General features: G+C 37.3%; 25 protein-coding genes and 3 pseudogenes. 12 read left to right on the forward strand and 16 right to left on the reverse strand.

All coding sequences use genetic code 11. From position 1 onward, the window contains the following. The first annotated feature begins 615 nt into the window (after positions 1–615). The 5 genes from NSQ44_RS15155 to NSQ44_RS15175 all read left to right on the forward strand — a co-directional run bounded on the left by NSQ44_RS15155 (position 616) and on the right by NSQ44_RS15175 (position 3,042). Entirely contained in the window at positions 616–831 is a 216-nt protein-coding gene (locus NSQ44_RS15155; RefSeq protein WP_063386281.1) for a hypothetical protein, read from the forward strand. Between the two features lie 6 nt (positions 832–837). Beyond that, a complete protein-coding gene (locus tag NSQ44_RS15160) occupies positions 838–1,041 on the forward strand; it encodes a hypothetical protein (RefSeq protein WP_063386282.1) in 204 nt (67 codons plus the stop codon). Between the two features lie 404 nt (positions 1,042–1,445). Then, positions 1,446–2,081, forward strand: a complete 636-nt coding sequence (locus tag NSQ44_RS15165) for an FMN-dependent NADH-azoreductase (protein ID WP_063386284.1) — start codon at positions 1,446–1,448, stop codon at positions 2,079–2,081. Between the two features lie 97 nt (positions 2,082–2,178). Continuing rightward, positions 2,179–2,469, forward strand: a complete 291-nt coding sequence (locus NSQ44_RS15170; protein WP_094244538.1) for a helix-turn-helix domain-containing protein — start codon at positions 2,179–2,181, stop codon at positions 2,467–2,469. Positions 2,470–2,535: 66 nt separating this feature from the next. Further along, positions 2,536–3,042, forward strand: a complete 507-nt coding sequence (locus NSQ44_RS15175) for a helix-turn-helix domain-containing protein (RefSeq protein WP_340857472.1) — start codon at positions 2,536–2,538, stop codon at positions 3,040–3,042. 542 nt (positions 3,043–3,584) lie between these two features. Here NSQ44_RS15175 and NSQ44_RS15180 read toward each other — a convergent pair. Next, on the reverse strand, positions 3,585–4,337 hold the full coding sequence (locus NSQ44_RS15180) for a MerR family transcriptional regulator (protein ID WP_340857474.1): 753 nt from the start codon (positions 4,335–4,337) through the stop codon (positions 3,585–3,587). A gap of 254 nt (positions 4,338–4,591) precedes the next feature. Here NSQ44_RS15180 and NSQ44_RS15185 point away from each other — a divergent pair, with 254 nt between their 5' ends. Both NSQ44_RS15185 and NSQ44_RS15190 read left to right on the forward strand, forming a co-directional pair. Further along, positions 4,592–5,218, forward strand: coding sequence for a hypothetical protein (locus NSQ44_RS15185; protein ID WP_340857477.1), 627 nt, complete (start codon positions 4,592–4,594; stop codon positions 5,216–5,218). Next, positions 5,211–5,795, forward strand: a complete 585-nt coding sequence (locus tag NSQ44_RS15190; protein WP_340857478.1) for a DUF1648 domain-containing protein — start codon at positions 5,211–5,213, stop codon at positions 5,793–5,795. The genes NSQ44_RS15185 and NSQ44_RS15190 overlap by 8 nt, the downstream gene beginning before the upstream one ends. A 41-nt stretch (positions 5,796–5,836) precedes the next feature. Here NSQ44_RS15190 and NSQ44_RS19075 read toward each other — a convergent pair whose 3' ends face one another. From NSQ44_RS19075 to NSQ44_RS15225, 9 genes are all read right to left on the reverse strand, one after another. Next, complete coding sequence (locus tag NSQ44_RS19075; RefSeq protein ID WP_232515711.1) at positions 5,837–5,911, reverse strand: DinB family protein; 75 nt, start codon at positions 5,909–5,911, stop codon at positions 5,837–5,839. A 407-nt stretch (positions 5,912–6,318) separates the two neighbouring features. After that, positions 6,319–7,674, reverse strand: coding sequence for an MFS transporter (locus tag NSQ44_RS15195; RefSeq protein WP_340857479.1), 1,356 nt, complete (start codon positions 7,672–7,674; stop codon positions 6,319–6,321). Between the two features lie 460 nt (positions 7,675–8,134). Continuing rightward, positions 8,135–8,419, reverse strand: a complete 285-nt coding sequence (locus NSQ44_RS15200; protein ID WP_340857480.1) for a hypothetical protein — start codon at positions 8,417–8,419, stop codon at positions 8,135–8,137. Between the two features lie 235 nt (positions 8,420–8,654). Continuing rightward, positions 8,655–9,968, reverse strand: coding sequence for a transposase family protein (locus NSQ44_RS15205; RefSeq protein ID WP_044897475.1), 1,314 nt, complete (start codon positions 9,966–9,968; stop codon positions 8,655–8,657). Between the two features lie 213 nt (positions 9,969–10,181). Further along, complete coding sequence (locus NSQ44_RS19080; RefSeq protein ID WP_445659509.1) at positions 10,182–10,334, reverse strand: M48 family metalloprotease; 153 nt, start codon at positions 10,332–10,334, stop codon at positions 10,182–10,184. Positions 10,335–10,349: 15 nt separating this feature from the next. Next, positions 10,350–11,486: a hypothetical protein gene (locus NSQ44_RS15210; protein ID WP_340857483.1), complete on the reverse strand. Its 1,137-nt coding sequence runs from the start codon at positions 11,484–11,486 to the stop codon at positions 10,350–10,352. A gap of 534 nt (positions 11,487–12,020) precedes the next feature. Beyond that, entirely contained in the window at positions 12,021–12,347 is a 327-nt protein-coding gene (locus tag NSQ44_RS15215; RefSeq protein WP_044895977.1) for a YnfA family protein, read from the reverse strand. 14 nt (positions 12,348–12,361) lie between these two features. Beyond that, complete coding sequence (locus tag NSQ44_RS15220) at positions 12,362–13,192, reverse strand: DUF1835 domain-containing protein (protein WP_066247358.1); 831 nt, start codon at positions 13,190–13,192, stop codon at positions 12,362–12,364. A 30-nt stretch (positions 13,193–13,222) separates the two neighbouring features. Continuing rightward, on the reverse strand, positions 13,223–13,741 hold the full coding sequence (locus tag NSQ44_RS15225) for a general stress protein (protein ID WP_340858281.1): 519 nt from the start codon (positions 13,739–13,741) through the stop codon (positions 13,223–13,225). A 457-nt stretch (positions 13,742–14,198) separates the two neighbouring features. On the opposite strand from NSQ44_RS15225, the pseudogene NSQ44_RS15230 reads away from it, so the two are divergent. Then, positions 14,199–15,199: pseudogene (locus NSQ44_RS15230) on the forward strand (class II aldolase/adducin family protein); the annotation flags it as partial. A gap of 239 nt (positions 15,200–15,438) precedes the next feature. On the opposite strand, the gene NSQ44_RS15235 reads toward NSQ44_RS15230, so the two are convergent. After that, positions 15,439–16,491: a 2,3-butanediol dehydrogenase gene (locus NSQ44_RS15235; RefSeq protein ID WP_340857487.1), complete on the reverse strand. Its 1,053-nt coding sequence runs from the start codon at positions 16,489–16,491 to the stop codon at positions 15,439–15,441. A gap of 1,384 nt (positions 16,492–17,875) precedes the next feature. On the opposite strand from NSQ44_RS15235, the gene NSQ44_RS15240 reads away from it, so the two are divergent. Beyond that, entirely contained in the window at positions 17,876–18,991 is a 1,116-nt protein-coding gene (locus NSQ44_RS15240) for an IS4 family transposase (RefSeq protein ID WP_340857489.1), read from the forward strand. 254 nt (positions 18,992–19,245) lie between these two features. Here the strand turns inward: NSQ44_RS15240 and NSQ44_RS15245 are convergent. Further along, positions 19,246–19,434 (reverse strand): annotated as a pseudogene (locus NSQ44_RS15245) (IS21 family transposase); the annotation flags it as partial. Positions 19,435–19,905: 471 nt separating this feature from the next. Here NSQ44_RS15245 and hxlA point away from each other — a divergent pair. Beyond that, entirely contained in the window at positions 19,906–20,541 is a 636-nt protein-coding gene (gene hxlA / locus NSQ44_RS15250) for a 3-hexulose-6-phosphate synthase (RefSeq protein WP_340857490.1), read from the forward strand. A gap of 4 nt (positions 20,542–20,545) precedes the next feature. Next, positions 20,546–21,103 (forward strand): 6-phospho-3-hexuloisomerase, encoded by a 558-nt coding sequence (hxlB, locus tag NSQ44_RS15255; protein WP_077429955.1) that lies wholly within the window; start codon positions 20,546–20,548, stop codon positions 21,101–21,103. A gap of 320 nt (positions 21,104–21,423) precedes the next feature. On the opposite strand, the gene NSQ44_RS15260 is transcribed toward hxlB, so the two are convergent. The 4 genes from NSQ44_RS15260 to NSQ44_RS15275 all read right to left on the reverse strand — a co-directional run bounded on the left by NSQ44_RS15260 (position 21,424) and on the right by NSQ44_RS15275 (position 24,374). Then, a complete protein-coding gene (locus NSQ44_RS15260) occupies positions 21,424–21,975 on the reverse strand; it encodes a DJ-1/PfpI family protein (RefSeq protein ID WP_020961363.1) in 552 nt (183 codons plus the stop codon). Positions 21,976–22,119: 144 nt separating this feature from the next. Continuing rightward, on the reverse strand, positions 22,120–22,791 hold the full coding sequence (locus tag NSQ44_RS15265) for a GNAT family acetyltransferase (protein ID WP_091703675.1): 672 nt from the start codon (positions 22,789–22,791) through the stop codon (positions 22,120–22,122). A gap of 17 nt (positions 22,792–22,808) precedes the next feature. Beyond that, on the reverse strand, positions 22,809–23,483 hold the full coding sequence (locus tag NSQ44_RS15270; RefSeq protein WP_340857491.1) for a GNAT family N-acetyltransferase: 675 nt from the start codon (positions 23,481–23,483) through the stop codon (positions 22,809–22,811). Positions 23,484–23,516: 33 nt separating this feature from the next. Then, the gene (locus tag NSQ44_RS15275; RefSeq protein ID WP_340857494.1) at positions 23,517–24,374 is read right to left on the reverse strand and encodes a carbon-nitrogen hydrolase family protein; all 858 of its coding nucleotides are present in this window, start codon (positions 24,372–24,374) and stop codon (positions 23,517–23,519) included. An 8-nt stretch (positions 24,375–24,382) separates the two neighbouring features. Here NSQ44_RS15275 and NSQ44_RS15280 point away from each other — a divergent pair. Next, positions 24,383–25,190, forward strand: a pseudogene (locus NSQ44_RS15280) (IS6 family transposase); the annotation flags it as partial. Positions 25,191–25,866: the final 676 nt, after the last annotated feature.

A 25,866-nucleotide genomic window follows, 5' to 3' on the forward strand; every position in this document is an offset into this window, starting at 1 on the left:
GATTTTTTGTTTTCAATGGAGATTTGACTTTCTGTACAGCCTCAATTAAAAATGCATTTCATTTTAGGAGCTAGTGCTTGCAGAAAAATCTTGATTTTATTAAACATACATCTTGCAATTTGAAACACTCGATATCTATCATTTCTAAATATCACTATTGAACACACTACCTGAACAAGCTTTGGCAGCTTATGATACTTCATCAGTTCTATTTAATGGGATGTAAATTTTGCCGCATTATATAGTAAATAAGATTAGTTTCTCCCCATCCTTGGAGCAGATGAGTTATGTCAACACAGCACTCCGCCTCGCTTCTTAAAGTTAAGCTGATTTGTTTTACATACGCACTCCAAGACAGCATGTGTTGTCATTAAATCATCGATATAGAGGCCCGCTTGACAGCTATTTTTTATTTAAAATGATTTTAACTTCCCCACTTGCACGCTTCTCGAAAAAACAGCATTCCCTTCTCCATGTGATTTCAATCTTTGCCATTCCATTCTAAAGAAAGATACCCCCAAAAATGAATCACTCCAAAATTTTCTTCTTCATATCAGAACATATATTCGTATATAATAAAAATAGAACAAATGTTCTTTTTGTGGGGTGAAAATCATGAACGGTTTGCTGCTGAATGCCAAAAAGTACGGTTTTGCTTTAAAGATGATCTACATGACCGATCAAGGGGTAATAACTGAAAGATTGATTACGGTAAAAGACTTTAACGATAAATACATTCGCGCTTACTGCCACTTTCGAAAAACTTTCCGAACGTTTAAACGATCCAACATTCTTTCAATTGGTCCCATAAAAAAACGAAAAATAGGGTGAAACGAAATGGGTAGATATCACATTATGCTAACATATTTTAAAGGTCGGCAAAGAGTTGTACAGGTCATGGATTTCAGCGGTGCGCAAATGATTACTTTTACAATGGATGAGCTGGAAAATGACGAGATGCCCGTTGAACTAAAGAAATATATTAAAACAATCGAAAAAGAAATAAATGAAGGACGATGGGATTATTGGAAAAGAATTTAGAAACGGGCATTTACTCCGCCTTTCCGTAAAGAAAATGCTGTCTTATCATTTAAGGAGAAAATGGCAATAGCTAAGCTTCACATTACAGGGAATAATAAATTATATTCCAAACAAATGGATGAAAAACGGTTTTCACGACGAAAGCGTTCAAAATCAAAAATAACTGATCAAGGCTCATTCGTAGATCAGCCATGTTTATTGACCGATAAGACGTGAAAAACAAATTAGACAGTTGAAAACAAATTATTTTACTAAAATTGGATAGATTTTTTTGCAAACAAATCCATTGAAATCTAAAACAAATCCCTATAAAATTATCTCGAAATAAATATTTTCAAAATAAAAATTTATAAATTTTATTTTTTCACTAAAACTAAAATTGCACCAAGAGAGGAAGGTTTACGTTGACAAAAGTATTGTACATTACAGCACATCCACTTGATGACACCCAATCTTACAGTTTGGCAGCAGGAAAGGCTTTTATCGAAACCTATAAAGAAGCGAATCCTGACCATGAAGTAATTCACCTTGATTTATATAAAGAATATATTCCCCAAATCGATGCTGATGTATTAAATGGCTGGGGGAAACTGAGATCCGGAAAAAGCTTAGATGAGCTTACTTCCGAGGAAAAAGCGAAAGTTGGACGTCTTTCAGAGCTTTGTGAACAATTTATTGAAGCGGATAAATACGTTTTTGTTACACCTTTATGGAATTTTTCATTTCCGCCTGTCTTGAAAGCATATATTGATGCAGTTGCAGTTGCAGGCAAAACGTTTAAATACACTGAACAAGGATCTGTTGGGTTATTGACTGATAAAAAAGCCCTGCATATTCAAGCGCGTGGAGGCATTTATTCAGAAGGTCCAGCAGCTCAAATGGAAATGGGTCACCGCTATTTGGCTGTTGTGATGCAATTTTTCGGTGTTCCTTCATTTGAAGGCTTGTTTGTAGAAGGACACGCTGCTCAACCTGAAAAGGCAGAGGAAATTAAACAAAACGCAATTGCGAGAGCAAAAGATTTAGCGCATACGTTTTAAGTAAAAAATAAAGAGGCTGATCTTTCATGATATGCTCCCCTTAAGGTAGACAGATTAAAATATAAAAAATCTGTTTTACCTTAGGGGGAGTTTTTCTATGTATAAGCAATATACTACAAAGTTCAAACTTGAAGTTTTACTTGCATATGAAAACCGAGAATGTACTATTCAAGAGCTTTGTAAAAGGTATCAAATTACTAAATATTCTTTAAAGCAATGGATAAATAAATTTGAGGAATTTGGAATAGAGGGTTTAGAACGTTCAAATTCTTGGAAAGGTTATACCAGAGAATTTAAGGAAGCAGCTGTAAAAGATTATTTATCTGGTGAGTTCTCACAGTACGAGATTGTCAGGACATATGGTATTTCAAGTAGATCGGAACTTTAACGATGGATGAAAAAGTATAATGGCCATAGAGATTTAAAGAATACGTCGAAAGGAAAGACAAGCTCTATGACTAAAAGAAGAAAAACGACTTGGAATGAACGGATACAAATTGTGCTTGATTGGTTAGGGAACGGAAAAGATTATAAAAAAACAGCAGAGACTTATGAAGTTTCTTATCAACAAGTATATCAATGGGTGAAGAAGTATGAAAATGGTAAAGAAGAAGCGCTGAAAGACAAACGAGGAAGAAAAAAAGAAGAAGCAGAGTTATCTCCAGAAGAGAAAATGAAACTGGAGATGAAAAAGTTAGAAAGAGAAAATGAACGCTTACGTGCGGAGAATCTTTTTAAGAAAGTTAGAGGACATCGAAAGGAGGCGAAAGTAAACCAAATCCGTTTTGAAGACAAGTATATCGCAATCTGGGGACTTCATGAGAAAGAAAACCTAAGCATAATCTTATTATGTGAAATCGCCGGTATTTCACGAGCTGCTTACTATAAGCGGTTAAAACGTTCGCCTTCCTCCCGAGAACTTCAGAATGAAGCAATCGTAAAAGAAATGAAAGTGCCCTAGGAGAAAGTTGACTGTTTTCTGCAAGAAAAAATACAGAGTGTTGCAGTATATCTTTATCAAAATTTTGAATAAATATACAGATATGTGATCTATCCATCAAGGGCTTGACATGGATCCTCTATACCCATGATTCTTTAGCCAAGCGCCAGCTTCAACAGTTTTGGCAAAACCAAAAAAGGTTATCATGGCTCCTCCTCCATGTAAAGCCCCATTGCAAATCACTGCATAAGGATTTCACTTTTATTTTGCAAAAAACAAGTTGACGGCATCCATGGTTACCGTCGAATGACGTTGAATATAAATCGAAAGCTTGGTCAGAACTTCAATCATAAAGACTGATGAAAGTTGCCGCTATACAATCTGTTATTCGAAAAAAGCAGAAATCTTATAAGCGATCTACTCCTCAACATGTTGCAGAAAATATATTGAATCGTGAATTCACAGCGGAAAAGCCAAATGAAAAATGGGTAGCTGATGTCACAAAATTAAAATATGGTTCATCAAAGAAAGCATTCCAAAGACCGAATTGTAAAAAATTCTTTTCAATTCATGGTATAAATTCGAACTGCATCTCTTAAAAATTCCGCTGCTCCAAGATGTTTTTTATCATAATACGCTTTAAATCTTTCATCTGCTACATACATCTCTGTTACTCCTCTATGAGCTTCCTTCGTATAATGATCCCAAAAATAGCAGAGCCATTGACGATGCAAATCAGCTGCCTTCTGTGCCAGCTCGCTCGCTCCAGTTACAAATGCTTTATTCAGTGTATTCAAGACCTCTTCCTCAAGCTGTTTCAGCTGTTCGAACTGCTCTTTTGTCATGTTTTTCAGTTTTTGATTAGATCGATCGACGACTTCGCCTCCATATTTTTCTCTAACTTCATGCCCATATTTTCTTTCATTTTCTTCAATTAATTTTTGTTTAAAAGCTTCAAATTTCTCTTTATCGCTCATCGTGATCCTTCCTTCCTTTGCCGCTATTGTTTTCTCCACATTTGCGATTAATGAATCTAGCTGCCTGCGTTTTGCAAGAAGCTTTTCGCGGTGTTCCTTTAAAGCTTTCATGCTGTCGAAGGATGGTGAATTGATGATTTTTTTAATTGTATCTAAATCAATTCCAAGCTCTCGATAAAAAAGAATTTGCTGCAATTTATCAACCTCTTTTTCCCCATATATGCGATATCCGGATGAATTGATTTTCGCTGGCATAAGAAGCCCAATTTCATTGTAATATCGCAATGTCCTTGTTGTAACTCCGGTCAATTCTGCTAATTGTTTTACCGTATATTCCATCCTTTCACCTCCTAACAAGATCATCATAAACCTTTACGCAACGTCAATGTACAGAGAAAAATTAATGTTATAATAAACATAATATTGAGAAAATAAAATAAGGCTGTGATCACTTAGTGTTTTTACTAAAAAATATCCTCAATGCTGTTTCTTATGTTAAACCCAAATTAACCGGCGCCGGATTCTCGCTGTTTATTTTTTTTACTGTTTTTTTCATTGCAGCTGATTTTGACTTGTATGGAGTTTCAAAAGATTTGAATAACCCTTTTCTTTGGGGCATTTTTTACGGATACGGAATAATTTGTTCTATTTTAATTGACTTGCTGGCTGTGAAAATTCCTAAAATCACTGGAACCATTAAAATTGCCTTTTACGTTTTGGCAGGATATCTCATTTTTTTGCCTTTCGGATGGATGATGGTGATTGTCGGCGGAACAGTTGGAGCTCTTTGTTCATTAGTTTTTTATTTTGGAACATACATGGCGCGAAAAAACGCATTTTTTAAATATATTTTTGCAATCTGTGCTCCGTTTATTTTGTGTATTATTTTAAACACGGATTTTACTGTAAAAAAAGATTGGCGCGAATGGAAAAGGAATTCAAGCTATATCGCACTTTTCGACTATTTCCACGGAGAACACGCCATTCCGATTTATGCGGAAAAAGGTCAAACGATTACGTTTTCCGTTAAAATTCAAAACAATAACGGAGGCGGACATGGTTTTCATGTATTGAACAAAGGCGGCGACGTTGTCGCCATGAAAGAAGTTGACGAAAGCACATATCAAATCAAAGCGGCAGAAAAAAGCATCTACCATATCATCGTCACAGGCGACAAGCTGAAAGGAAGCTTTACAGTTACTTGGGATGTAAATGAATAATAGAATCCTGCAGTTGCGATTAAATGAAACAAAACAAACGGTGAATACGTATGAAAACATCGATAATGGAAAAACGGAGGTTTTCTCTGTGGAGAAAAAAAAGAAAATTGAAAATGTTCTTTTGACACTTTCAATTATTGGGCTTTCAGCAATGTTCATTTACGTCACTTTCATTTGGGGTCATTTGCCGAATACTATACCACGGCATTTCAATTTCAAAGGCGAACCGGATGGATTCGGCGGAAAAGGCTTCATTCTTGTTCTGCCTTTTACAGGACTAGGAATATTTATCTTGACAACATTATTGTCCCGCATTCCCGACGCATTTTATTATCAGTACAATGCTACAAAAGAACAAAAAAAGCTGCTTTATAATCAAGGAAGGATTTACATCCGTTTATTGCAAGCAGAAATAGTTTATTTCTTTTTATTCGGGGTCTGGCGAACTGCTCAAGTTGCACTCGGAAAAGCAGATGGTCTTGGAGTCTATCCGCTTTATATTTTCTTAATTGTCATACTAGGGACATCGATTTATTTTGCTTTCCGCACAAACAAAGTCCTGAAAGAAACGAGATGACTCTGTTCGATAATCATCTGGTTCCTTTCATCAGCTGCGCATCACAGAACGTGGAAGATCCATATTTCCCGTACATAGACGAAAAGCTGCCCTTTATGGTGGATTTCATGATCCATCGCAGTTTGCAATCATTGCAATCCAGACATTTTCGAATCAAAAATTTTGGAAAGATCGACTTGGCGCTATAGATCCTCATTCATCTCGGATTCTAACAGGCTTTTTGTACTTTCGGTATATATTTCTGCCAGTTTTTTTAAGTCTTTTTCCATCTCTTTCAATTTTTCGCCAAATGCATCCGGATTTCACTGTTTTTGCAAATCGGTAACATATGAAACACAAGATCTTTCACAGGCATCGATGTCGGCGCAGGCTTATAGTTATAATGCTCTTGTTTCATTTTACATCCGTTCTATGTCACATTTCGATGAGCCAAAAAGTACTGAACAAACCGATTCGTACGAATCATAGGTATCCCTTTATATAAGAATCCCGAAGAGACCATCTCCTCGGGATTTTACAAGAATTATTTTTCGACGGCTACATCTTCATTTATTAACTCAGATTGTTTTTTCTCTTTATAATAGACTGAATGCTGCTCTTGAATGAACAATACTGCTAAACCGCCAAGCACTGCTGCACTGGCAATAGCTGCAAAATTATATTGCGGCTGTAAATTTAATGAAAGTAAAATCCCGACAAATGTAGGGGCAACTATTCCGCCTAAACGGCCAAATGCCATTGTACTTCCTATAGCTGTTGAACGCATATTAGTAGGATAATATTGAGAAACGAATGCGTTCGCCATATTTTGAACCCCGACGGATGCTGCACCAATAACAGAAATCAGGGCAAAAGCGATGAATGTACTGTTGACAAAACCGATTAAAGATAGTGCAATGGCTCCACAGAAAAACAATGGAACAAGCACTTTTTTAAAGCCTAGCCTGTCAACTATAGGACCGAAAACAACTGTTCCGACAATCGCTCCAATTTGCATGACAGCAGTAAATGCAAGGCTTGAGCTTAAATCATAGCCAACTTCCATCATAAGGCGCGGCAGCCATGTATTCATGGAATAAATCAATACAAATGCGCTAAAGCAGGAAATCCAGAACATAACGGTGCTGAATGCACGTTTTTCCTCAAACAAACTGACAATGGGCGATCCCGCTTCTTTCACTTTTTCCTTTTTTTCAAATTCCCCATCGCTGCTAATTCCCGGCTCAATTTTGGCAAGAATTTTTTTAGCTTCTTCTTCCTTTCCTTTTTCCAAAAGAAAGTCGATGGATTCTGGAATACTTTTCAACAAGAAAGGAATGAACAATAAAGGAATTCCGCCTACCCAATATACTGACTCCCATCCAACTGTAGGAAGGAGCTGCCTGCTTGTAAGCGCTGCTAGAATAGCTCCTGCAGAATAACCGCAAAAAATGAATGAAACAATTGCTGTGCGAACCCGTCGCGGTGAATATTCAGTTGCTATTGCAACGACATTAGGCATAACTCCGCCCAGACCAACACCTGCAATGACACGAAAGATCGTAAATAAGACAGGATTTGCTGCAAAACCTGCGAGCAGCGTGAAAAAGCTAAACAAGAACGTAGTCAACAAAATAATATTTTTCCGCCCCATTTTATCCGATAGCAATCCAAACAAAACAGCACCGATTGCTGTTCCGACAACTGTATAGCTGCCAATAGCCCCGGCAGTGACATCCGAAATTCCCCATTCCTTAATAAGTAGCGGGACAGTAGCACCGTAAATGACAACATCAAATCCGTCAAACATAATAACGATAAATAACCAGAAAATCAGCCAAATATGGAATGAATGAATGCGGCTGTTGTCAATTACGTTCATTGGGTTAATCCGTTTCATATTATGATAGACCTCCTCATCAAAAATTTTTTGCATTTTACACTTCAAGTAAGCGTTTGCAATTTATCTGAAACACCTCTCTTTTACTTAATATTTTGAATTATCTTTAATTTGATTGTAGCATCTCATTATCATAATTGTTATCTACTTATTGTAGAAAAAAACACATTCATTTTCCTAAATTATGTGGTCAAATCTGCAGAAAAGAAGATTGACAAATACTCTTCTATTTTTCACTCTGACTGCTAGCGGACCAAATTGGTTTTCGTCTTCCATTACGATTTTCCCGGCATTGGGAAAAGGTAAAGACAAAAAGATTATGATCAACGGATACCCATAAAATACAAAAAGCCGGCACTCAAAATGCCGACTCAATATGAAAATTCGTCACATTTTCTCGTATGGGGGTTATGTTTCTATCGTTTAATTTTTAATAAGCATTTCAAACGATAAAAATGATTCACATGCTTTCCATTTTATTCTTTTTGTCAGGAAGCGATTCGTAAAAACGCTCTTTCCACCACTTTCGTATTTTTTTCATGTTCCATTCCGTTCCAGTTTCCTTTAAAGATTGAATACGCCAATACATTGGCGGGTGGATCATAAATTGAAATTCTAGAAATCTGAAAAACCATGAATCCCGCTCAATCGATGAATTTTGTTCTTCATTACTTAAATTGTAGCGTTCTGCTTTGTATGTCAACTCATCTTGTTTTACAGCTAAAGCAGTTAAACCGTCTGCCATTTGATCATTTCCGTTGTCAAGCCATATAGCCCCTAAATCAGCTATGAAGAGTATATTTCAAAGTTTTTCGTCAAAATAGGGATTTTCAAATTATCCACAGTTGGTAAAATTTTCCAGTTACTTTCCTTCTAAAATTTTTAAAAACTAGTCCTATTAATGCGATTTTTCTATAAAGTTGTGGATAACTTGCTTTTTTACTCCCTATTCATCACACCCTTCTGCTATAATAGAATTGTTAGGTATATGTAAACCTAACCTGTATTTTTTTACATTTTTTCAAATCCTCGACTGTTATAATGCGGGTTCGGATCGCTTCTAACAGCTTCGAGGATATTTCTTTTGCTGACTTTTTCAGCTGCTTCAAAAGTTTTGACCCATATTTATATAGTTGAACAAGGATATCAGCTATTTGAACAAGTAAGTAATGATTTTTCAGTGCATTGTAATTATGACAATTCACATGTTCAATTTCATACCAACCATTTTTCTGGTTATTAAAACCCTCATTTTCTATTTTCCAGCGTCTTCGACCTGCCTGAACAAGTATTTCTGCATTCCTTTCAGTTATTCGAAAGTTTGTAATAAACAGAAACTCCTGTTTTTTCTCATTCTCAGTTACTTTTACTTTTTCCACAAGATTTACCAAACGATCGTTATAAGCAATATCATTGACCCAGAAATATTCTGAGCTTTTACCATTCGTTTCTAAAGATTGGATTGCTCTGAATTCTTGAGAAACCGTTTTAATCCGATCTTCTTTGAACCGGAAAATATATTTCCAATTGTGTTTATCACAAATTTCAAATACTGGTTCACAAGCATAAAGGCTATCTGCGATAAGACAAATAGGAAGACGTTTAAATGTTTTCTTTAATTTATCGACTAGCCTCATAAAAGCTTTTAACTCACAATCCTGCTTTGGAACATTTTCTGACTCATTTTCTATAAATTCTGTAGCGATGCTAAGAACCATATCTCCTACCACAAGCTTGGCTTCTAGAACATGGTGCATATATGCCACTTTTGTTTCTCCGGTTTCCTTATCCTTGTATTCCCTTCTCAAACAATGTTCACAGTGTTTTTCCTTAAATGTATGGATACCTGTCCCATCGAAAACAATTGGCCAATATTTATTTAGAATCCGGAGGGATTCTAAGCATCTTTTTTCAAAAAGTTTTTTGATTAGATAAATCCTTATGGTTTCAAGCTCTTTTGGCTCCAACTTTGCTAAAAAGTCATTAATTGTATCATAATGCGGGAGCTCGTTGAGCTCTTTCAAACCCAAAACTACTCGAATATTTTCGATACATTCATCCTTATTAAACAATTCGGTCATACTTCTCATTGATTTGATTCCAAATACACTTTTAAGAAGAATGGTGTAAAGGATTGTTTCTGGACCATAGGTAATGTAGCTTTGATGCCTTTTATCTTTTACTTTTTTTAGTTGATCTACCAAGTCTTTAAAGAAATGATTTTGAATCTTAACGAAGTCGAAGAAAAAGTTTTGGTTTTTTTCTCTTTCTCTTTTTTCTTTCCTTGTTAACATTCACAAATCCCCCTTAAATCTTGATAAATCCAGATAAATTATCGCATATTTATCAAAATATGGGGGCTAGAAGCTCAATTTATCTCGAAGAATTTTTACTCCTCAGAGCTGGCCCCTAAATGATCTGCCCGCACTTCCATCCATTGCAAAAGAAGAGACTGGATAAGAGGAAAGAATAAAATAAGAACAAAAACAATGTAAAAAAGAAGAGACTCATTTCTTAGTATAAGAGAATGGTATAACCAATAAATAAATAAATAAAACAATTACTAAAAGCGCAAGTATACGTATAATTTGACCGATCATGACATCCCGTTTTTTTACATGCACAGCTTCATGAGCAAAAACCGCTTCGATTGCTTCCAACGGAAGCTTTAACGTTTACGACGTTAATACGATCATTGATCGACCGATGTTTGCCCCAGTTGCAAAACCGTTTAATTCATTCGCCTCTGTTTGAAAAACTTTCACATCAGAAATTCCAGCCCGACTTAGCACTTTGTCTGCAACAGCTAAAACATTTGGATCATCTATCTCTTTCACGTCTAATGCAATTTTTAATAATCGATCAGAAATGTAAAGATTAAATATCCACAAAACAATGACCGCAATCGTGATCGCCCAAATAGGAACCTTTAGCAGTGATAAGATAACAGTCAATGTCGTGTAGGCGCCGACTCCTTTGACGGAAATGGCAAAGTACATTTTGCCGAGAAGTCTTTTTATATTTTTTTTATGATAAAATGGAAGCACTTCAACTTGTGCAATTTCCGACGGTAGTTCCTTTTCTTCCCGGCTTTCAATGGTCGTAAGCCAAGAAGTGTTTTTAGCATTAAAATAGACAGTTTCGCCTGAAAATACTAGCTTTAATGTTTTTCCCATACTTGTCGTGAAATCTTCATTTGTTGAAAACATCGTAAATAATGGGAATAATTTAAGTACATCAACATTTGACTCGAGCTTTGCTTCCGAAAGTTCTGAAAGCGGATATCGTTTCGCTGTGATGTTCGATAATATGTAAATACAATTTGTTTCTTTGCTGAAATACACTTCAAGGTTTCGATAAAGAACAGCTTTTTTTAACAATTGACAAATCATTACAACATTCGTATATAACAAAATGAGAGACCAAACAGAATCGTATGAATTGAAAACAAAATATAAGACAGATAGACCAATGAATGTCATCGCAAATGCCGCATCAACCCAAACCCGACTCGAATGTTTATTGAGTTCAATCTTTTCAATTTCCACTCTGTTTGCTTCATTTTTTATTTTTTCGTAACCCGATTCATGGGAAAACGTGATTAAACACATAAGAAAAGAGTATCCAAAGCTAGACATCGCTCTAATTGTAAAACCTAATTCATATGCTATAAATAAATAGACTGCAAGAACAGATAACAGTACGATTTCTATCACCAATAACGGAAAAAAGGATATCCGCTTTTTCAACCAAACATGCAAAAAACCAGCTAACACTCCTCCAAGCATAATCAATACCAACGCCCAGATCATGAGCACACCCCGTTTTTTTTATATTCCTTACATATGTATTAACGTTTTTTTTCTATAAAAGTTTCTAAAAAATTGAATTCCTCGCTTCACCAATTCAACAGCAGGGGCTTCCTAAGAACGCCAGCAATCTTTTTATATACTAAAAAAATTGCAATAGCTTGACATTAAGGAGATTTTCGTCCATTTTTTAAAGACTCGTTGGATTGGTCGGGAATGGGAGCGATCTGTTATTCAAATAAAACAAAAAAATCATTTTGATTGCACCTTCCGCCACGCTTGTTGCCATTATTCAGAGCCTGTAATATCTCTGAAGTGTAACGGCAAGCTGAAGCCTTTATTAAAAAATCGCACATTATCGGCATCACCGGAAAAAAGTCATTCAGCATAACGCTAAAACTGTCAATTAATTAGGATGCCATACTCCCTATACGGAATTTGTCTTGCTCATGCTCGATATGTTCCGAGAAAGCTTACTCACTCGCACATTATTTAATTGCAGCTATTCTATTAAAAATCCCTATCAGAATGGACAGTCTAATGTCTTGGACCCCAAAGCATGATTGAAACTCCAATTAAACAAATGCCTGCTCCGATCCAATCGTAAATATCAGGAGTTTTTTTATCAACCCACCATCCCCACAAAACAGAAAGAATAATAAACACGCCGCCATAAGCGGCATATACTCTACCGAATGTAGGAAAGTTTTGCAAAGTAGGGATCAGCCCATATAGAACCAAGATCATACTACCAATAACTCCGTACAAGTAGTGTTTTCCTTCACGTATCCATAGCCAGACTAAGTACCCTCCGCCAATTTCAGCTAAACCAGCAAGAATAAATAAAATAATGGCGTAAATCATATTTCACCACTTTCCTATCGCAATTTAACACTATAGAAGGCCATAGCTTCCAGACTGCCTTCCATTTCAAAAGCTCTCTTTTCAATCAGCTTTCTTAGCCGATATTCCAAGAATTCATCTCCTACATATTGGTCTAGATGCCCCAGTACTTCACCGATTAATCTAACTGATTTTATAAAATCCTTCGTCTTCATTTCATTATGCAGCTTTTTCGCTCTGTTTATTATGAAAAGATCATAATAATCTTCCGAAACGCTGTGTATCGTTCCGTTTTGCCAAATTCGCAATACTTCGCGAGTATTTGCAAGAGCGAGCCATTCCTTTTCAAAATTCTCTCTTTCATGCTGGGAAAGAGGCGGTTCATTTTTACTTTGTTCATATATGAATCGAAGCTTTTCAGGAGGAATTTCACCTGTATCCAAAACAGTATATTTTTCTTTTCGTTTCTTAAAAAGCTCGCCATATACCTTTGTCGTGTTGATGAGGAAGATGTCATTATTTTTATTCTTCAATAGATATAAAACAAATCGCAATCCGGTCTGTTCATGAGCGTTGTCAGAAATCCATATCATAATAGGTGATCCTTCTGGAATCGCTGTTATTTCATTGACTGTTTTTTGAAAGTTTTGTTCATACTCATGAAACTCATTGTATGCATCCGTCAAATTATTTTTTATCCAATGAAATCTCGCTTCTTTTCCAATGTCTTCATGCAGTCTCCAGATCGGACCTACCGAGAATGTTTCCCAAAAAGAAATGACGCGCTCTTTTTTCTCCACATCTAAATCCCTTAAGACCATTTTTAAACTCCCCGAAGGTGAAGCGCCAAGCAGAATATGTATCATTTATAATCTTCCTTCCGCTATCTTATTACTTTATCCTAATCTTTCAAAGTCTTTACGTAAACACGATTTTTTCAGCTTTTTCGACTTTAAGAGGTACTTCATATCAGAAAAATTGTCATATGAAAGCTGAATATGAAAATAGTTTATATACTCAAGTATGGCAAAAACATAAATAAATCCCGCTATGTACAATCCTGTTGCAGGTACCGACGGATACCATCTGACTAGATCGACAAAAAACATGAAAGGTGAAATGATGATAAACAGTGTATTCCATTTCTTTATATTTTTTAATCGATGGACGATATAAGCAGGAGTTATGGCAGTATTTTCTTTTTTTAATCGCTTCCATTTTGCAAACCAATACACACTACCCTGAAATAAGAGAAACTCTAACAGAAAAAACGAAATCCAAAAAGAGAACAGCGAATATAAATGCAAATGGGCAAAGACTTTATTCCAAATGAAACTAATGATGAAAAAAATTACTGCTGCCATTGCCTCCCCAGTATATAAATAGAAAAATCTCTTCTCCAATTTTCCCCTCAAGTGCATCACCTAGTTCCTTCGTCTCGGATGGCTGATTAATCGTTAAGGATGTAAATACGGTATAGCACCATTTTCATACGTCTCAGCTCTTGTTTTGTTTCACTAGATGCTGTATTCCTTGATATTTAACGGAGAAACTTTATGTGCTTTTCGCACCGAACAATCCTAATTTTCCATTGCCAGCATCTAGGACACAACCTGAATCGCAGTGTTTAAAAATTGACTAAGGTACTTTATTAATAAAAAATGGGTTAAAATTCTGAATTGATTCATTGCCCTTTTCCATGAAAATGTTTTATCATTTTTTTACTTTCTCCTATTTTTTGATTGAACGATCAAGAGCCTTCTCTTCAAACTATTTATTGGCAAATAATTTAAATTGCAACAATTTTACAATGAGAAGTGAGCAAAACATTATTTTGGATCCACGAACATATTCTCGTTCTAAATAAAGTAGGAGTTTATATCAAGAGGCTATATGTTTTATCACATTCCTAAAGAAAATATAAAACTTGTGTTTCATTTTATTGATCCTGAAAAACCACGGCCCTACCGAAGAAAGGCCCAAGCAACGTTTGTCGTTTCTGTTATGGAAACATCGGAAAAATCCGAAAACATACACAAATCAGCCTATCCGTATTTAATCAGGTCTTTAGCAAATCATTTAATGTATATCTTACATAACGATAATGAAACAACAGATATTTATTTTCTTACACCTGAACAAGGTTTTTATAAATTGGAGTATAGAAAAGGAGAAGAAGCAACATTTTTTAAACAAATTTTTGAAAGATTGGAACCGCTCGCAGCTTCGCAGTTAGTCATTGACAATAATTTTTATGATGATCTTCCGGAAGAGATGTGGAACGGAGATGAGATTACGAGATCATTAAGCGAATCCGGAAAAAAGCTTGACCGCATGAATTTACTTCCCGCCCCATTTCCATTGGAGGAATATCTTACACCTCGTGATCTCCGTCATCTAAAAAAACTTTACGGATTAGGAGGTCTAAGCTATGGAAACCTCAGTGCCAGACGGGACAGTGAAAGCTTTTGGATGAGTGCAAGCGGAATTAACAAAGCAAATATGAAAACAGTTGGTGAAGATTTTCTCTTAATAAGTGGATACGATCCTGATAAAAATGCCATGAAAGTAAGCGTTCCCCCGAATATAACACCAAAAAGGGCATCTGTCGACGCTATTGAGCACTGGATGATTTATAAAGAACACCCGGAGGTAGGAGCGATTGTACATGTTCATGCTTGGATGGACGGCATAAAGGCTACAGAGATTAACTATCCTTGTGGAACAATTGAACTTGCAAAAACAGTGGCTGAACTTGTCCGAATTTCAAAAGAGCCTTCTAAAGCTATTATTGGTCTTAAAAACCATGGACTAAAGATGACATCTTTGAACGTATCGAAGGCAAAATTATCCCCCAAGTACCGATGTCTTAACGTATTTACATGTTTTTGAACCAACGGAATTTTTATGGAATGATAAAGGCTCATGAAAAAATTTGGATAGAGAGAGGGGATTTAACCTTACTTATTTGTTTGTATATATTTTCAAGCATCGGCAAATCCCCTGCAACTTTCTCCCTGCTTGCCAAACGGTGCACGCGTTTTTCACATTGCATCCATCTATTGAAGCTTCAGCTTGTCCGCACCGTTTTCTCCCTACTCTGTTTAAATGTTTATTCTGGTTTTACCAAAATTTTCACTTGGTCTTTTTCTTTTATCAGCGTTTCAAATCCTTCTGCTACTATATCATCTAGCTGAATTCGTTTCGTAACGAGTTTTTCTGCTTGGAAGTAGCCTCGTTTCATTAATTCCATTACAGCAGGGAAGATATCGCGGTATGCAATAATTCCTTTTACGTTTCTTTCTTTTAATACGATATTATTTGGCTGAATGCCCGCTTCTTTTTCCCATATGCTAACGATGACTGTTTCTCCTTCAAATGCAGTGCTGTCAATAGCTTGTTGTAAAACAGCCGGTATTCCCGTTACTTCAAACGCAACGTCGACTCCGCCATCGGTTAATTCATGAAGCTTTTGAACCGGATCTTCCTCTATTGGATTGATGACAGATGTAGCACCGAGTTCTTTCGCTTTTTGCAAACGTTCTTTGGAAACTTCTACTGCATAAATTTCTGAAGCGCCAGCTGCTTTTAATGCTTCAATCACAAGAAGACCTATAGGACCTGTTCCAAACACAGCGGCTTTATCGCCAGGTTTGATTTTGCTTAATCTAACAGCATGCAAGGCTACAGCCGCAGGCTCCACCAATGCTCCTTGTTCATAAGAAAGACCTTCAGGCATTTTATGCACCATATGCTCATCAACGACAGTATACTCAGAGAATCCGCCGCCGCCACCGGATAAACCGTGGAATCCTAAAGATTCGCAAAGATTGTACTTACCTTTTTTACAAGCTGGGCATTCTCCACAGCGAAGAATAGGTTCTACAACGACAGGATCCCCAACCTTTACTTTTGTAACGCCTTCTCCAACTTCAACTACTTGACCAGAAAATTCGTGGCCCATGATAATAGGCGCCACATCTTTACTGACAGGATGAGGCTCTTGAACAGGAACAAAAATTGGACCTGCCGCATATTCGTGTAAATCGCTTCCGCAAATTCCTGCCCATTCTACTTTAATTTTTACTTTTCCTTTCCCTGCTTTCGGTTCTTCTACTTCCTCTACTCGAATGTCTCTAGCGTTGTGCCATCTTGCTGCTTTCATTTCATTTCCCCTCCCAATTTTATAATCGCTTTCATTGTATCATTTTTTAGTCCTATTTTTATCATATCGAAAAAATTCGAAATTATTTTATAAAAGAAATTGCTTATTTTGTGATTGGCTCTTTTTCAAACTATGATATGTACAAGCTTCATGGAACAGGAGCATATTTGTCATGCGGCAATTACCATGATCATGAGGTCAGCTTAAGCCTTAAATGTCAAAAATATCTTAATTATAAAAATCAGCCCTCTTCTTTCAAATGTTCTATTTGCCAAATGCCTCTTTACCTGAATTTAGTGACTATTTGATCAATCATATAGTTTTCTGCCAGCTGTCTGCAGCATGCACACACTGTTATGAGGGCAAGCACATTTTTCACAGGTTTTAGGGTTTGCAAATTCCCTTCCTTACCGGATCATGCCGATTGAAAAAGGAAATTCTCATTTCCCTGACCACATTTCAAAAGTCCTAAGTTTTTCCAAATCCCACCTCCTGATAGAACTAAAGTTCTATGAATCTATTTTCATTTTATTACAATATAGGAAGGTATTTCAAGAATATCATGATAAAAAAACCTGATTCCTCTCCCCTTCATTACATTTAAAGGTGCGGGGTGAATCGGCAGAAATGAAATGCTAGTTTAAGAATGCACAAAAGTGATTGGACAAGATTTTAACATGCGCGACCTTGATTTATATTGTACATATCAAAATCACTTAAAGAGAAAAAAACATGTACACTCTTAAACAGTCAACAATGTACATGTTTATGGTTCTTACTCAATCTTGGTGATGGGAAGGAGGTTAATGGAGAAAATGAGTGTACAAATAAGTATTTTTATCTCTTTGTTATCAATGACCTCGATTTTTCACCAAAAGAACGTAAGAACCATGTTTATCCTGACTTTTACAGCAAAAAAAGAAATTCCATTCGTTTACTTTTTTGCGTGTTAATTAAATCTCGTATTCCGAAATGTTTCCGCCGCCTAGACAAAAACATGTGAATGCTTTGGCGCCATTGTGACCATCGAACGGGACTTCGGAGATCGCTCAAACCGCCGTTTTGCCCGCATGAAATGCTATTCGGTCTGCCTATTTCCATAAAAGATTAAAAATTTCTTGATAACGCTTACAAAATACACTTTTTAGTTTAAACACTGCGAAATCTGTTCCACACAGATATGAAAGAATCGTGAAAATTCTTTAAAAATACAAGAATTTCGATTATTTTCCTTTAGTTTGACTCACTAGCATTGCAGTAATTAAATCTGATGATTCAAAATACTAAGAATGTTCAATTTTTTATTGATTTCGAAACAAAAAAATCCTTTACAATGGAAGTACAGGTGGTTCCTGCCCAAATCCAATCGTAAAGGATAACCATTATGGACAAGAATACACTAATTTCATCATTTGGTAAATGGGTTTCACCCATAAATATTCAAAAACTTAGCGAACAAGTCAAAGAATTGAAACAGGACTATTACACAAAAAAGCTGACAACAGAAGCCTATATTAAACTTTTATTGGTAGCCCAGCTGCTCGAATTTAAGAGCTTAGAGGAAATGAGTGATGCACTTGTAGACGAAGATCTTCAAAAAGCACTCGGATTTGAATCGATAAGTGCCTCTCAGCTATCCCGAAAAAACAATCAGATCCACCCACTAATTCTTGCAAATTTGTTCTTGGATCTTGTTTGGAAAATTCAACGGCACCATTATCAAAACGGAAAGAATATGCCACTGAAAATCATTGATTCAAGTACACTCCCGTTGAATTTGACCAATTATAAATGGGCAAAATTCCGGAAAACAAAAGCTGGTGTAACGCTACACTTACGGCTCGTTTTCATGGATCAAGACACCGTCTATCCTGAAAAAGCAGTGATTACGACAGCAAAAGAACATGACCGAAATCAACTCGAAGTCCTAGTGGATGATCAAGAAGCCATGTATGTGTTTGACCGCGGTTATGTGGACTATGAACGTTTTGATCGGATGACAGATGATGGCTATTTCTTCGTTTCAAGACTGAAGAAAAACGCAGTCATTCGTGAAGTCTATACATTTTCACTTCCTGATGATTGTCACGTTCTATCCGATAAAATGGTCTACATTGGTACCACACAAAATCGTTCTGAGAATGCGTTCCGTTTACTGAAATTGGTTGATACAAAAGGAAACACACTGCATTTACTCACAAATCGTTTCGACATAAGTGCAGATGAAATAGCAGAAATCTATAAATCGCGCTGGGCGATTGAATTGTTTTTCAAATGGATGAAACAACATTTAAACATTAAAAAGTTCTATGGACACAGTGAACAAGCAGTACACAACCAAATGTACATGGCGATGATTGTGTATTGCTTAAATGTATTAGCACAGCTGAATACGAATAGCCATCGTAGCTATTTACAAATAAGTCGCTATTTAAAAGCAGCTTTATGGAAATCTGCACACATTTGGTTACGAAAAATAAAAGGGAAGAGTGTCCCGTAAGGTTGAGTTGTCGTTGTCTCATTCGTCTTAAGTTATAGGTAAGAAATGGATGTTTACTACCTTTATTATGGTGTTTTCACTTTTTACCAATTTCATAAAAAAATATAGACTGAAAGTTCAAAATTTATTTAAGCGACACTAGTGAGTATTGTTCAAAATTAATGTAATATTAATGATGAAGAGAAAGGTAAAATTACAACACTAAACTCATACACTTGCTTAAATGCCTTGAACAAGAAACTAATTACAAAGCTTTGACCGTATCCTTCTTCCTCCATCATCCCCCGTTTTCGCTTCATTTTTTGTCTGACCGAAATGTCTCCATCCGCATATTTCTTGACTGTTCTCCAGTTAAATCCCGTCCTGCGGACAATTTCGGAAAGCGATAACCCTTACTTTTCACGCAAATGTTTGATATGATGAATTTCAGGCTTTGCTAGCATCCTTTCATTACCTCCACTGTTTTGTTCTTCACAACCTTAAACAGTAGAGGGTATTTTAGGAGCTGGCAAGCCTTTTTTTATGCCATGAAGCTCTGCACTTTTTTGTTGCAGAACTCTGTACTTTCATTTTGCACTAAACACCCGGTGGAGTACAAAGAGAAACACCTCAAAAAATTGTCTAGTTTAGTGTTGACATACCAACTTTTATACATCGTTTTAATCGTTATTATGGAAAGGGTTTATATCCAATGGGTTTGATCGTGCAAGTCGAAATGGTAGCAGTATATAGCCGTTTGAAAGAAGTTTATTATAAACCAATAGTATATTTTTTGTCACTATGTAAAAATAAAGTGCGTACTTTCTAAAGAAAATCATACATAGTATACTGGTTGCTGTATAAGCGGTAAACAGATACGGAGATACGTTCGCTTGTACGACAAATAACAAATTTTTGTTAGGGGGGAAGAATTCATGCAGTTACAATTAGCATTGGATCTTGTAAATATTCCTGAAGCGAAAGAGCTTGTGAAAGAAGTTGAGGAGTATGTGGATATTGTAGAAATCGGTACTCCTGTTATTATTAATGAAGGTCTTAGAGCTGTTAAGGAAATCAAAGAGGCATTCCCTAATTTAACCGTTCTAGCTGACTTAAAAATCATGGATGCAGCTGCGTATGAAGTGATGAAAGCATCCGAAGCTGGCGCGGATATTATCACGATACTTGGAGTTGCTGAAGATATGTCAATCAAGGGGGCCGTTGAGGAAGCTAGAAAACAAGGCAAAAAAATCTTGGTTGACATGATCGGTGTTAAAAATTTAGAAGAACGCGCTAAAGAAGTGGATGAGTTTGGTGTAGACTATATTTGTGTACACACAGGATACGATCTTCAAGCAGTCGGAAAAGATTCTCTTGAAGAACTTCACACAATTAAGCGTGTTGTGAAAAATGCGAAAACAGCCATCGCCGGCGGCATTAAATTAGACACGCTGCCAGAAGTCATTAAAGCAAAACCGGATCTTGTCGTTGTCGGCGGCGGTATTACCGGACAAAAAGATAAACGAGCTGTAGCTGCTGAAATGAAAAAAATGATCCAGCAAGGTGAATAAAATCATGCAGACTACACAATATTTAGCGGAAATCATAAAAGAGTTAAATCGCACAGTCGATTTAATCGCTGATGAAGAAGCTGAAAAATTGGTAAAGGGGATTCTTGAGGCAAAGAAAATTTTTGTAGCTGGTGCAGGCAGATCTGGATTTATGTCCAAATCTTTTGCGATGCGAATGATGCATATGGGTTTAGACGCCTATGTAGTAGGAGAAACGATAACCCCTAACCTGGAACAAGATGACATTTTAATCATCGGCTCCGGTTCAGGAGAAACGAAAACGTTAGTTTCCATGGCTGAGAAAGCTAAACGCTTAGGCGCGACAGTAGCGCTTGTTACGATTTTCCCTGAATCAACCATCGGACAATTAGCTGATATCACTGTTAAATTACCTGGTTCACCGAAAGACCAATCAGACAGCGGATATAAAACGATCCAGCCAATGGGCTCACTATTTGAGCAAACTCTCTTATTATTCTATGATGCGATCATATTGAGATGCATGGAAAAAAAAGGATTGGACTCCAATACGATGTTTAAAAGACATGCCAACCTTGAATAGCGTAAGGAGTCCTAATCACCATTTTAAGTCCTAACCAAAATTTTAAACTAATTCAAGTAATTGATCAAACTGAATTTTCACCTCAATAAACAAAGAACAAAAAGACCGCAAAGCGTTTCTTACATTTCTTAAAGGAAGCGTTTTGCGGTCTTTTCATTAGAGTCATGCCTGTTACGCTCAGGAGTATGAGATGTCCTACCTTTTCATGAGAATACGTCTTCGTGTCTGATTGAGAAGTAAAAACAGCTCATCAATCTTTGTGTCTAATGTCGTTTAAATCAAAAAGGCGTTCCCATAGGAGAACGCCTTAACAAACGATGTTACTTGTTTAATAACTTAATAAATTCACGCATAAACGCTGGTAAATCCGGCCATGCATGAGCAGATACGAAATTGTTGTCAACATGAGTTGGCTCAGATACATAGTTGGCGCCAATTGCCTCTACACCTGGCTTGCAGGCAATATATGCAGTCATGCTGCGCCCTTTCATAATATCAGGAAGGGTTTCTAATACAAGTGAAGCATGGCAAATCGCCGCAACTGGTTTGTTCGCTTCAAAGAAATGGCGTACAATTTTTGGCAAGTTTTCATCGAGGCGGATGTATTCTGGCGCACGTCCTCCCGGAATAATGAGCGCATCGTACTGTGTTGGATCGATTTCTGCAAACGATGCATGTGCATCAATGAGATAGCCTGGCTTTTCTACAAAAGTATCCCAATCAGCGAAATCGTGGACAACTGTATGCAGTTTCTTTTTCTTCGGAGCAGCGATTGTGACATCAAAACCTTCCTCTAACAAACGGTAATACGGATAATAAATCTCCAAAGCTTCCACCGCATCTCCTGTAACAATTAACACTTTTTTGCTCATATGAACAACCTCCTTCATTACTATGATATATTTATAGAAAGAATTTTAACAAACAAAGTGTACTGTCACTATTTGAATTGATAAAGGATTTTTTAGTTTTTTGAATTTGGACTTTTGAAATTAAATGAATACGATGTTAGTACATTAAATGCTTAAAAGAGGTACCGTATTTTTTGTTTCAAGATTTTCAACCATTTCATACCAAGCCTTTGGCTTGTTTGATAAGACAGAATAATAACGTTTCAAAAACTTCACAACAAGCTCCGCTGGAAGTTCATTTACGTTATCATCCATTGGAAGGAAACAAAGGTCGAGTCCGGTTACAGCCTCCCCATCATTGTTCCAAGATGGATGAACATAAGGGAAGTCAAGGCGCTTATAACCAAGATGAGACAATACTTCACGGCGGACATATGGATCCATCGGCTTAATTCCGCCAAATTCATAATGTTCCACCCGATAAGGATCATAAATTTCCGCAAACATGCCAAATAACTGCTTTCCGTTTGCTGCTGCCCAAGCGTTCAAATCTTCTAGCCTCTTTTGCGCTAAAAATCGGCCGATGCCAAGCCCTGCTCGGCCAATGATCGTGAAGTCTGTCATTGCGACATTTAAATCTTCATAATAGCGGTACTCTGTCGCACCTACGACATTCCCTTCATGAACAGCAACACACACACGAATTCCCGGATCTTCCAAAGGTTCTTTCCAAAGATCGAATGCTAATACTTCTTCAGGAGGAAATACCTCTTGCATCAATTCGTGCATTTTTTTAAACAAAGGGTCCTCAATACTCGTAATTCTCCGATATTCCATGTTCATCATTCTCCTTGTTAAGATTTTGCTGTACAAAAAGGATTTTTCCATTCCATCAGCGCTGCGTAGTTACAAGATTCTTCATCCTCTAAATAGTTAGCCACCACTTGAACAGGGGTACGGCCGCAGCGAAGCAGGAAAGTGATAACAGGGTCTTTTAATTCGCCTTTTACGACCGCTTCGAGGTATTGTTCTGCCGTCATCTCATGAGCTTTTTTATGATAGCCGGGCATTCTTCCTCCGCCTAACAGACGTTCTAATCCCAATTGAACGACGACTTCATACATGGATAACATTAGCCATTTTCCTAATCCTAATTTGCGATAAGCAGGACGCACGCCAATATCGACTACATAGAGCGTATTTCCATTTGGATTATGGTTGCGAATATATCCATTATCGGTAATTTCTTCCCATGTATGTTCCGGATGGTTCGGATCAAAATCAACAAGCAGCCCTGTCATCGATCCTGCGATTTCCCCATCAACTTCCACACATAAGGCACCCTCTGGAAAGAGCGTAATGTGGTTTTTCAATTGTTCCGTGTTCCACCATAACTCAGAAGGGAATGGCGGCGGGAAACTTTCCTGCTGGATGCGGATTAAGCCGGGAAAGTCCTTTTCTTCATAATTTCGAATGACCGCCGGAACAGGCCGATCTTGGTCAAAGACGCAAAATTCTTTTCGATACATTTTTCTCCCTCCTTTAAGAGCGCTAGTCTTACCTTATTTCCAATCCGGATAAAGATCGGTGCGACGATCGCGCCATGTGGTGACGGAACCGCTTTCGCGAACTTGGTATAACAGGTCTAAATCAAGATCAGCGGTTACAACCATATCATGATTGATTTCTCCTTCTACCAAGATGCCGCGCGGAGGAAATGGAATATCGTTTGGTGTAATCACCGCTGCTTGCCCAAAATTCGCCCGCATAAAGTCAACCGTCGGAAGGGAACCTACTGTACCCGTCGTGACAACATAGACTTGATTTTCGATGGCTCTTGCATGACTTGTGTAACGGACACGATGGAATCCGTGACGATCATCGGTGCAAGAAGGACAGAAAATAACATCAGCACCTTTCGCTTTAGCCATACGAACAATTTCTGGAAACTCAATGTCATAGCAGGTCAACATCGCAATCGTTCCTTTTTCAGTCTCAAACACTTGTAGACCATCGCCAGGCGACATGTTCCATTCCTTTACTTCCGTAGGCGTAATATGAAGCTTTGCCTGTTCGGCGACTCTTCCATCTGGATAGAACAAATGAGCCACATTGTATAATCGGTCGCCTTTACGAATAACATGGGTTCCCCCAATAATATGCATCTTTGTTTGCTTAGCCAAATTTATAAACAAAGAACGATACTGTTCTGTAAAATCAGGAAGCTCTTGAATCGTCAAAGGCTGTCCTTGTTCATTGCCAATGGACATGAGTTGAGTGGTAAAAAATTCTGGAAATAAAACAAAATCTGCATCAAATTCTTGAGCTGTTTTAATATAATGCTCCACTTGATTGGCAAATTCCTCAAAAGAATTTATGGTATGGAGATGATATTGAACAGCTGAGACTCTTAGCTTCATAAAGTTTCCTCCTTGGACTGATTTTGACGTATTACGTCAATTATGGATGTCTTCCCGAAAAACAGCGAGCATCATGAAGGATGTATATGGTCTGTCGATTTCGCATCAGACGGTCATCAACTATGCAATCAGTGTCGCGCTTATGATCAAACCTTTTGTTGATCGATTCCCATACGAGTTGTCTGGCTCTTTCTGTGGGGATGAGACGTACATTCGGGTGAAAGGACGTTGGCATTATTGGTTCTTTATGTTTGATTTGTTGCCGTAAAAAAAGTCGTGTTGTATTATCGTGTCTCCCCCAACCGAGATACGATATCGGCGATTCGCGCCATCGATGACGTCCTGCAGAAACTGTCTTCCATCTCAGGTGATTTGACACTTGTCGTCGATGGGAACCCGATTTACTTATTGGCTCAACACTTTTTTGCTGAACACGGCATTCGTTTCGATGTCCACCAAGTGATTGGGCTCACCAATGACGATCCTGTATCGGAAGAGTTCCGCCCACTCAAACAGATCATCAAACGATTCAACCGAACGTTTAAAGGCAACTATCGACCGACCCATGCCTTCGGCGCAGAAGAAGGATCTGTTTCTTTCGTCACTTTATTTGTGGCGTATTTTAACTTCTTGCGCCCTCATGGTGCACTCGAAAACCGAGTTCCAATCGTCATTCCAGAGTTAGACAGCCTCCCACATATGCCAGCGCGATGGGGCAAACTCATTGCCATGGCTAAAGGTTTCCTTCAGCAAAAGGTTGCCGAACAGAAACGGATTCAACGGAGCGAACCCTTGACCATCCGAACCTCGCCATAGGTTTAATCAGGAATGGGCAAGGGCTGCTTTCCTATGCCCTTTTTTCCTGCTCTTTCCCTTACTGACTTCTTCTCTCCTTTGGCGAGTGTTGGTCAAGGGCGAAGCCAACCGCACATTTCCCTTCATTTTCCTACAAAAGGTAGCTGTTTTTTGCAAAATAAAGTGCAGAGAATTGCAAAATCCTTATGCAGTGATATGCAATGGGGCTTTATATGGCGGAGCCATGATAACCTTTTTTGGTTTTACCAAAACTGTGAAGCTGGCGCTTGGCTAAAGAAATCATGGCTACAGAGGATCCATGTCAAGCCCTTGATGGATAGATCACATATATGTATATTTATACAAAATTTTGATAAAGATATACTGCAACACTCTGTATTTTTTTCTTGCAAAAAAACAGTAGCTCGAGATCACTTTTCATAGAATTAGAAAATTATACCTATTCATGTTATGATAAGTGATACGGTTATTATAAGTGAAAAAATTTTGCTCTATTCATGTTATGGATGATAAGTGATAATGTTATTATAAAGTACATCATCAACTTTACCAAGTACATACTTTTACGTAATATAGTGTGAAAAAGTATACTATAAGTAAAAATGTACAAATTAATGAGTGATCAACGTACATGCAGAAAAACCAACGGGAAGCGATCTGCCCGTTGGTTTTTTAG

It is taken from the genome of Aeribacillus sp. FSL M8-0254, assembly GCF_038008845.1.
Classification (GTDB): Bacteria; Bacillota; Bacilli; order Bacillales; family Aeribacillaceae; genus Aeribacillus; species Aeribacillus composti.

What these genes read in the sequence shown, in the direction of transcription:
- NSQ44_RS15195 (WP_340857479.1), bottom strand. Translation starts at nt 7,674, where the DNA reads ATGAAACGGATTAACCCAATGAACGTAATTGACAACAGCCGCATTCAT.
- hxlA (WP_340857490.1), top strand. Translation starts at nt 19,906, where the DNA reads ATGCAGTTACAATTAGCATTGGATCTTGTAAATATTCCTGAAGCGAAA.
- NSQ44_RS15170 (WP_094244538.1), top strand. Translation starts at nt 2,179, where the DNA reads ATGTATAAGCAATATACTACAAAGTTCAAACTTGAAGTTTTACTTGCA.
- NSQ44_RS15215 (WP_044895977.1), bottom strand. Translation starts at nt 12,347, where the DNA reads ATGATTTACGCCATTATTTTATTTATTCTTGCTGGTTTAGCTGAAATT.
- NSQ44_RS15240 (WP_340857489.1), top strand. Translation starts at nt 17,876, where the DNA reads ATGGACAAGAATACACTAATTTCATCATTTGGTAAATGGGTTTCACCC.
- NSQ44_RS15155 (WP_063386281.1), top strand. Translation starts at nt 616, where the DNA reads ATGAACGGTTTGCTGCTGAATGCCAAAAAGTACGGTTTTGCTTTAAAG.
- NSQ44_RS15220 (WP_066247358.1), bottom strand. Translation starts at nt 13,192, where the DNA reads ATGATACATATTCTGCTTGGCGCTTCACCTTCGGGGAGTTTAAAAATG.
- NSQ44_RS15265 (WP_091703675.1), bottom strand. Translation starts at nt 22,791, where the DNA reads ATGGAATATCGGAGAATTACGAGTATTGAGGACCCTTTGTTTAAAAAA.
- NSQ44_RS15180 (WP_340857474.1), bottom strand. Translation starts at nt 4,337, where the DNA reads ATGGAATATACGGTAAAACAATTAGCAGAATTGACCGGAGTTACAACA.
- NSQ44_RS15200 (WP_340857480.1), bottom strand. Translation starts at nt 8,419, where the DNA reads ATGGCAGACGGTTTAACTGCTTTAGCTGTAAAACAAGATGAGTTGACA.
- NSQ44_RS15270 (WP_340857491.1), bottom strand. Translation starts at nt 23,483, where the DNA reads ATGTATCGAAAAGAATTTTGCGTCTTTGACCAAGATCGGCCTGTTCCG.
- hxlB (WP_077429955.1), top strand. Translation starts at nt 20,546, where the DNA reads ATGCAGACTACACAATATTTAGCGGAAATCATAAAAGAGTTAAATCGC.
- NSQ44_RS15260 (WP_020961363.1), bottom strand. Translation starts at nt 21,975, where the DNA reads ATGAGCAAAAAAGTGTTAATTGTTACAGGAGATGCGGTGGAAGCTTTG.
- NSQ44_RS15160 (WP_063386282.1), top strand. Translation starts at nt 838, where the DNA reads ATGGGTAGATATCACATTATGCTAACATATTTTAAAGGTCGGCAAAGA.
- NSQ44_RS15205 (WP_044897475.1), bottom strand. Translation starts at nt 9,968, where the DNA reads ATGTTAACAAGGAAAGAAAAAAGAGAAAGAGAAAAAAACCAAAACTTT.
- NSQ44_RS15175 (WP_340857472.1), top strand. Translation starts at nt 2,536, where the DNA reads ATGACTAAAAGAAGAAAAACGACTTGGAATGAACGGATACAAATTGTG.
- NSQ44_RS15190 (WP_340857478.1), top strand. Translation starts at nt 5,211, where the DNA reads ATGAATAATAGAATCCTGCAGTTGCGATTAAATGAAACAAAACAAACG.
- NSQ44_RS15235 (WP_340857487.1), bottom strand. Translation starts at nt 16,491, where the DNA reads ATGAAAGCAGCAAGATGGCACAACGCTAGAGACATTCGAGTAGAGGAA.
- NSQ44_RS15210 (WP_340857483.1), bottom strand. Translation starts at nt 11,486, where the DNA reads ATGATCTGGGCGTTGGTATTGATTATGCTTGGAGGAGTGTTAGCTGGT.
- NSQ44_RS15275 (WP_340857494.1), bottom strand. Translation starts at nt 24,374, where the DNA reads ATGAAGCTAAGAGTCTCAGCTGTTCAATATCATCTCCATACCATAAAT.